Genomic DNA, 6,935 nt, shown 5'->3' on the forward strand with positions numbered 1-6,935 from the left:
AGGAGGTCGGTGGGTCATGGGACAAGGGACTTAATGGCCCCCGTCGGTCAAATTCCAGCCGACCTCCGGCCCGTTTTCATAGTATTTGCATAGGGATGATCAGCGGCCGCCCAGCAGACCGCTCTTCACCGTCAGTTGCAGCATAACCGCGCGCGGGGCGCCGAGCGAACCCAATATGTCGCCTTCGCGCACGGCGTTGGTGCCGGTGCCGGCCGCGCTCGCGCCCACCACCGATCCGCCAACGATGATCAGCTTGTTGGTGAGATTGCGGCCGATCAACGACAATTCCCAGGGCTTGCCCGCGCCGCCATTGATCGAGAGGGCGGCGTTGAGCTGGACATAATCATCCTGCAGCGTCCTGGGGTTGCCCTCCGTCTGGGTGACATAGGCGCTGCTGTAATTGAAATCGACCGACAGCGATCCACCGAGCCGGTCGGCGAAACCATGGTCATAGGTGAAGCCGCCGGTGATCGCGATTTCGGGCGCGCGAAACAGGCGTTGGCCGGTCTGGTCCTGATTCTGATAGGGATTGGCCGCCGTGCCCCATGTCGATTGCGGCAGATTGGGGTTGAGCGGATTGAGATTGCAGCCCTGCGCGATCGACTGACCCGCATAGCAGCCACCGATGAAATCGGTGTAGCGGGCGTTGTTGTAGGCGATCGCCGTGTTAAACGTCAGGCCGGCGAGCGTGCGCGGCCGGATGGTGAGGCTGAGTTCCGCGCCCTTGATCTCCGCCCCGCCCGCATTCTGGGTCAGCTGGGTGAAGGAGGCATTGTCGTAGCGCGACAGCTGGAGCCCGCTATATCTATAATAATAGCCGACCAGATCGTAGAGGATCTGGCGATCGGCGACATAGCCCTTGGTGCCGATCTCGCCGCCCTTCGCGGTCATCTGGTCATAGGACAGGTCGATCGCGGCGCGGCTCTGGTCCGCATCGGTGCGCAGCCGCGTCGGCACGGTGTTGAAGCCACCCGAGGTGAAGCCCTCGCGATAGGCGGCGTAGACGGTGCGGTCGCTGTCCGGGCGCCAGGTGAGCGTCACGTCGGGCGAGAAATCGGTATAATTCTGCTTGGGGCCGAGAATCTGGATCGGGCTGCCGAGCGAGGTGCCGGTCAGCGACTTGTCTTCCCAGCTATAGCGGCCGCCAACGGCCAGTTCGAGCGGATCGGCGATCTTGTAGCGCAGCTGGCCGAAGACCGAGGTCGCCTTGGTATGGACGTCATAATAGGTCGATCCGACCACGAAGGGCGTGCCGAAATTGGTGGTGAAGGCCTGACGCGTGAGGAAATGGGCGTCCTGGAAGAAGCCGCCGACGAGGAAGTTCAATGGCCCGTCATAGTCGGACGCGAGGCGCAGTTCCTGGCTGAAGCCCTTGGCGGTGATGTCGTTCGACGCGCCGAAATAGGGATTGTTGGAGAAGGTGAAGCTGTCGACCGAGCGTTCGCGCAGGCGGTAATAGCCGGTGACCGAGGACAGGGTATGGGCGTCGCCCAGATCCTGGTCGATGCTGAGCGAGGCGAGGAACTGCTTCGACTTCATGAAGGGCACGCCGTCGCCATAGCTGGGATCGCTGGCGGCGGTCGCCGGCGCGAGGATGGCGTCGTAGAAATTGCGGTTGAGCGTGCAGTCGGTCGAGCCATAGCGACTGACGCCGGCCGGGCAGTAGATGATCTGGCTGAGGCCGGTGGGGCCGACGCCGTCCCGTTCGCGCTGGCCATAATTGACCTTCGCCTTGATCCGGGTCGATCCGCCCGCATCATAGGCGAGCGTGCCGCGGACGAAGACATCTTCGGAATTGAGGCTGTCGGCGCTGCGCCCCGGCGTGATGCCGGCGATCGGCTCGGCAACGTTGCGGAACCAGCCATCCTCCTTGGAATAATAGCCGACGACGCGGGCGGCGAGGCCGTCGGTCAGGGGCACCGAGGCGCTGGCTTCGACAAAGCGCTGGTCGGCCATGAATTCATAGCCGGTGCGCAGCTTCGCCTCGAAATCCTTGCCCGGATCCTGGGAGATGAGCGAGACGATGCCGCCCGGACTGTTCTTGCCATAGAAGAGCGCCTGCGGCCCCTTGAGCACCTCGACCCGGCCAAGGTCGATCTGGCCAAGGCGGATGGCGTTGCCATAGCTGATCGGCACGCCGTCGAAATTCAGGGTCACGGCGGTTTCGGTCGAGGGGTTGGAGATGCCGGCGCCGATGCCGCGCAGGTTGATCGAGCCGCCGACCTGATTCTGCGATTCGGCGATGACTAGCTGCGGCACCTGCTGGCTGATCGCCTGGAAGCTGGTGGTGGCATAGCGTTCGATCTGGTCGGTCGAGAGGGCCGATACGGCAACCGGCACGTCGATCAGCCGCTCGTCACGCTTGCGGGCGGTGACGATGATCTCCCCTGCCCCGGCGTCAGCCTGGGGTGCGGGTGCGGCGGTATCCTGCGCCTGTGCGGTTGCGAGCATCAGGGCCGGGCCGGCAGCGACAGTCGCCAGCAGACGGCCGATCAGGGCCTGCTTCATATCATCCTCCCATCGGGTCAGGCCTTGTCGACAATGCCGCAAGGCTCATTCCATTCGGGACGATTATGATCCGAGGCTAATGGTCAGGCAAATTCGCCAAATTGACAGATGGGGCAAATGATCATCAGAAAAACATGGAGATCAACATGTTGATCAATTGCACATAAGCGCCGAATTTACGGCATTTTTGATATGAATATCATCGGACATTTCCGTCGATATTCACGTTTCCTGTGCCAAATTCAGGCGCATCGCTTTGACGATATATGGCGACATGTCGGCTGATCGAGATGAACGGCAGACACGAAAAAGGGGCCGCCGGGCAGGCGACCCCCTTCGATATTCCTGTCACGTCGCCCGTACGGCGAACGGGCGACGGCCGATCAGTCGGCCTTGGACTGGAGATTGACGGCCGCGTACTTGCCGCGACGATCGACTTCCAGTTCGAAGTCCAGACGGTCACCCTCGTTCAGGGCGCCCATGCCGGCGCGTTCGACAGCGCTGATGTGGACGAAAGCGTCCGGCTGGCCGTCATCACGCTGGATGAAGCCGAAGCCCTTCATGGCGTTGAAGAACTTGACCGTGCCGCTGGCGCGTTCGCCGGTCAGCTGACGCTGCGGGCCACGCTCTGCACCACCGAAACCACCGGCGCGGGGCTCGCGCGGTTCACGCGGCGGCGCACGATCGGTCACGGGGAGCGGTTCGCCGTCGATGACCAGATCGGTCGCCGACACCTTGCCACCACGATCCACCAGGGTGAAGCCGAGCGGCTGACCTTCGGCCAGACCGGTCAGGCCGGCCTGCTCGACCGCGCTGATGTGAACGAACACGTCTTCGCCACCATCGTCACGAACGATGAAGCCGAAACCCTTCTGGCCGTTGAAGAACTTGACGACACCCTTGCCTTCGCCAACGACCTGGGCCGGCATGCCGCGACCACCGCCGCCGCCGCCACCAAAGCCGCCACCGCCGCCGCCGAAGCCACCGCGGCCACCGCCGCCGAAACCGCCGCCGCCGCCGAAGCCACCGCGATCACCACCGCCGAAGCCACCACGACCACGATCACCACCGCCGAAGCCGCCACCGAAGCCGCCGCGGTCACCAAAGCCACCGCCGCCGAAGCCGCCGCCGCTGCCCTGGTCGTAGAAATTGTCGTCGCCGAAACCGTCGCGCTTGTCCTTGCCGCGCCCGCCGCGGCGCCCTCTGTCAAAACTCATGCCCTGTTAGTCACTTTCGCTTCGCCCCAAGACACATTGGACAAACATGTCGGGCGAATGACATGCACAATCCACCGCAAAGTCGCGGTTTGGGAATCACTATATCAAGTTTTCCGGGCAGCGCGAATGATTTCGCATATCGGGCAAAAAGAGCGCCCGCAGCGCCGATTTACAGGCCCTATCTGCCAAAGCCTTGATTGCGATATGGCCCGTTTCCCCATAGAGGGAAAAGTCATGACCGTCCATTTCCATGAAGAAGATCTGCCCGAGGGCGTCCTTGCCCCCGGCCCGATCGCCGTCGATACCGAAACCATGGGGCTCATCACCCCGCGCGATCGCCTGTGCGTCGTCCAGATCAGCGACGGCAAGGGCGATGAGCATCTGGTCCGCTTCAACCCCGGCAGCGACTATGCCGCGCCGAACCTGAAGGCGGTGCTGGCCGATCCGGAGCGGATCAAGATCTATCATTTCGGCCGATTCGATATCGCCGCGATCCAGCATTATCTGGGCGTGGTGGCAGCCCCCGTCTATTGCACCAAGATCGCGTCGAAGCTGGTGCGCACCTATACCGACCGCCACGGCCTGAAGGAACTGGTCCGCGAACTGCTGGGCCAAGACATCAGCAAGCAGCAGCAGTCGAGCGACTGGGGCGGCCCGAACCTGTCCGACGCGCAGAAGGATTATGCCGCGTCCGACGTGCGCTTCCTGCACCAACTGAAGACCGAACTGGACAAGCGCCTGACCCGCGAAGGGCGGATGGAACTGGCCCAGGCCTGTTTCGACTTCCTGCCCCATCGCGCGGCGCTGGACCTGGCGGGCTGGCCCGAGAACGACATCTTCTCGCACATGTAAGCGACGAGGCGGCAGGCAGACATGTCCATCCAGGCCGAGCAACAGCGCAACGTCCGCCGCCATTGGGCCCGGCGGGGCGGCAGCCATGACAAGCTGGTGCGCCTGCTCAAAAATTATCTGCCGGTGGCGGTCGGCGTGCTGACCGCCCTGCTGGCCATGGCCCCTTTCACTGGCGGCGACAAGGTCAGCTTCGTGCTCGACAAGAACAAGGTCGAGGTGGCGAAGGAGCGGATGCGCGTGTCCGAGGCGCTCTATCGCGGGCAGGACAGCAAGGGCCAGCCCTTCTCGCTACGGGCCGGTTCGGCCGTGCAGAAAAGCTCACGCGAGCCGATCGTCGACCTGAACGACATGGCCGCGCGCATCCTGCTGCCCGAAGGGCCGGCGGTGCTGAACGCGCAGAAGGGCCGTTACGACATGGAGACCGAGCGAGTCGCGATCGTCGGCCCGGTCCAGTTCGAGGCGGCCGGCGGATATCGCCTGGTCACTCGCGACGTCGGCATCGATTTGCAGACGCGGCGGATGAAGAGCGCAGGCCGGGTCGACGGGCGCATCCCGATCGGCACGTTCAGCGGCGACCATCTGGAAGCGGACATGAATGCACGCACGGTCACGCTCAACGGCCGGGCGACCTTGCGCATCGAACAAAATGGCCTCAAAGGGCAAAAGTGATGAAACGCACCCTCATCCTGCTGCCGACCGTTGCGCTGGGCGCGACCGGCCTCCTCTACGCCGGCGCCGATGCGCAGGTGTTCAAGAATCATGACAGCAATGCGCCGGTGAACTTCACCGCCGACCGGATCGAGGTGCAGGACCGCGCCGACCGGGTCGTGGTGTCGGGCAATGTCGAGGTGACGCAGGCCGGCATGACGCTGAACGCCGCCCGCATGACCGTGGCCTACAAGCAGCAGCCCAATGGCGCGGCGAACACCGGCAATGGCGTGGAAATCCAGCGCATCGACGCGTCGGGCAATGTCGTCATCACCAAGGCCGACCAGACCGCGCGCGGCAATGTCGCCATTTATGACCTCAATGCCAAGCTGATCACCATGGTCGGCAATGTCTCGCTGACCCAGGGCGTCAACCGCCTGACCGGCGGACGGCTGGTGATGGATCTCAATAGCGGCCGCACCACGGTCGACGGCCGATCGACCGGCGGCGCCGGCACATCGACCAGCCCCAGCGGCCGCGTGTCGGGCACCTTCACGGTGCCGCAGCGCAAGAACTGATCCGGGGTCGGGAGGTCGGGCGACGCGTTTCGAGCGGTCCAACGGCTATCGATTTCCGTCCTTGATGCCGGGCTTTGGCGGCTAACGACCATTTCTCGACATAAACCGCCCTGCCGGCCCGAAGTTGCTCGTAAGCCAGGTTCTTGTTGCCAGCGTAGACTTGGGTAACCGTCCGCCCATAGCGATCGCGCGTGACCGGGCTGATCGTCACCCCGCGCGCTACCAGCTGCTTCTTGCTGGCGATCGGATCGCCCGGCGCGCAGCTGCGGCCCTTGCGGCAGGGCCCCGGCAGTTCCGGCGCGTCGATACCGAGAAGTCGGACGCGGCCAATCTCGCTACATTTGAGAGTGTCGTCGTCGATTGCGACACAAACTGTTGGCGGTTGGAATATAGAAATGAGGAAGGGTAGAAACATCGATGACAATATCCGTTTGATTTCAACTCCAGCTTGAGCCGACACACCTTGTTGATAGCTTCTGATCCAGGGGGGAATCAGGAGTAACACATGGAAATCAAGAAGATTTTGATTGCGCTTGCATTCGTCTCCGCTCCGGTGGTTGCTCAGCCGCCGACCACCATTCCGTCCGAAGGCACCGATGAGCAGGACGCAGAATACGAAGCCTGCAAGGCGCGCTATGTGCGCGACGGCTTCGGCAACTATGACCAGGCGGCAGCGTGGTGCTATCCGCGCATTTATGGCAGCGAGGATAGCCCCTATCCCGGCAAGGATCCCAGCATCCCCAAGTACTGAGCCATGACGGGCGCCTCTGCGTGGACGCGCGCGGGGGTGTTCTTCCCAGGAGCATGATGGCGATATCAGCCCAGACGCCGTTCGCGAGGCCACCCCGATAGCGGTCGCTCGGTTCGTGGGCGGAAAACTGCCCGGCAAGAACCGACCAGAAGCGGACGTTTCCTAATCCCCTCCCTTCCAGGGAGGGGTCGGGGGTGGGTGCGCCGCGTAGCGGCGGTCTACGGTCGACAGGGCAGAAGCTCGCTACGCTCGCAACCCACCCCAACCCCTCCCTGGAAGGGAGGGGCTATGTCTTGCTCCCACCCATTCCCGCCCTTCCTTCTTTCTCCTCCGCGATCTTCGCGGCTCCGCGTGAAAAATGAATCACGCGGAGCCGCGAAG

At 63.4% G+C, this 6,935-nt stretch carries 7 protein-coding genes; 4 read left to right on the forward strand and 3 right to left on the reverse strand.

What is annotated here, in order from left to right; genetic code table 11:
• Nucleotides 1–99: 99 nt before the first annotated feature.
• Entirely contained in the window at nt 100–2,508 is a 2,409-nt protein-coding gene (locus tag BRX37_RS08935) for a TonB-dependent receptor (protein WP_125986416.1), read from the reverse strand.
• Nucleotides 2,509–2,891: 383 nt separating this feature from the next.
• Complete coding sequence (locus BRX37_RS08940; protein WP_097384332.1) at nt 2,892–3,725, reverse strand: cold-shock protein; 834 nt, start codon at nt 3,723–3,725, stop codon at nt 2,892–2,894.
• A gap of 234 nt (nt 3,726–3,959) precedes the next feature.
• Here BRX37_RS08940 and BRX37_RS08945 point away from each other — a divergent pair, with 234 nt between their 5' ends.
• The 3 genes from BRX37_RS08945 to BRX37_RS08955 are packed head-to-tail and all read left to right on the forward strand — an operon-like array spanning nt 3,960 to nt 5,803.
• The gene (locus BRX37_RS08945) at nt 3,960–4,577 is read left to right on the forward strand and encodes a ribonuclease D (RefSeq protein WP_010338324.1); all 618 of its coding nucleotides are present in this window, start codon (nt 3,960–3,962) and stop codon (nt 4,575–4,577) included.
• 21 nt (nt 4,578–4,598) lie between these two features.
• On the forward strand, nt 4,599–5,246 hold the full coding sequence (locus tag BRX37_RS08950; protein ID WP_125986418.1) for an LPS export ABC transporter periplasmic protein LptC: 648 nt from the start codon (nt 4,599–4,601) through the stop codon (nt 5,244–5,246).
• Nucleotides 5,246–5,803: an LptA/OstA family protein gene (locus tag BRX37_RS08955; RefSeq protein WP_125986420.1), complete on the forward strand. Its 558-nt coding sequence runs from the start codon at nt 5,246–5,248 to the stop codon at nt 5,801–5,803. Before BRX37_RS08950 ends, BRX37_RS08955 begins: the two co-directional genes overlap by 1 nt.
• Here the strand turns inward: BRX37_RS08955 and BRX37_RS08960 are convergent.
• Entirely contained in the window at nt 5,778–6,308 is a 531-nt protein-coding gene (locus BRX37_RS08960) for a thermonuclease family protein (protein WP_318276645.1), read from the reverse strand. The two genes, BRX37_RS08955 and BRX37_RS08960, sit on opposite strands and share 26 nt — an antisense overlap.
• Here BRX37_RS08960 and BRX37_RS08965 point away from each other — a divergent pair, their 5' ends adjacent.
• Nucleotides 6,309–6,554 carry a hypothetical protein gene (locus BRX37_RS08965; RefSeq protein WP_017500414.1) on the forward strand — a complete coding sequence of 82 codons (246 nt, stop codon included), beginning with the start codon at nt 6,309–6,311 and terminating at the stop codon, nt 6,552–6,554.
• The last annotated feature ends 381 nt before the right edge of the window (nt 6,555–6,935 follow it).

It is taken from the genome of Sphingomonas sp. S-NIH.Pt3_0716 (assembly GCF_003950715.1).
In the GTDB taxonomy this organism is placed as follows: Bacteria; Pseudomonadota; Alphaproteobacteria; order Sphingomonadales; family Sphingomonadaceae; genus Sphingobium; species Sphingobium yanoikuyae_A.

Coding starts and splice junctions, on each gene's coding strand:
- BRX37_RS08945 (WP_010338324.1), top strand. CDS start 3,960: ATGACCGTCCATTTCCATGAAGAAGATCTGCCCGAGGGCGTCCTTGCC.
- BRX37_RS08935 (WP_125986416.1), bottom strand. CDS start 2,508: ATGAAGCAGGCCCTGATCGGCCGTCTGCTGGCGACTGTCGCTGCCGGC.
- BRX37_RS08955 (WP_125986420.1), top strand. CDS start 5,246: ATGAAACGCACCCTCATCCTGCTGCCGACCGTTGCGCTGGGCGCGACC.
- BRX37_RS08940 (WP_097384332.1), bottom strand. CDS start 3,725: ATGAGTTTTGACAGAGGGCGCCGCGGCGGGCGCGGCAAGGACAAGCGC.
- BRX37_RS08965 (WP_017500414.1), top strand. CDS start 6,309: ATGGAAATCAAGAAGATTTTGATTGCGCTTGCATTCGTCTCCGCTCCG.
- BRX37_RS08950 (WP_125986418.1), top strand. CDS start 4,599: ATGTCCATCCAGGCCGAGCAACAGCGCAACGTCCGCCGCCATTGGGCC.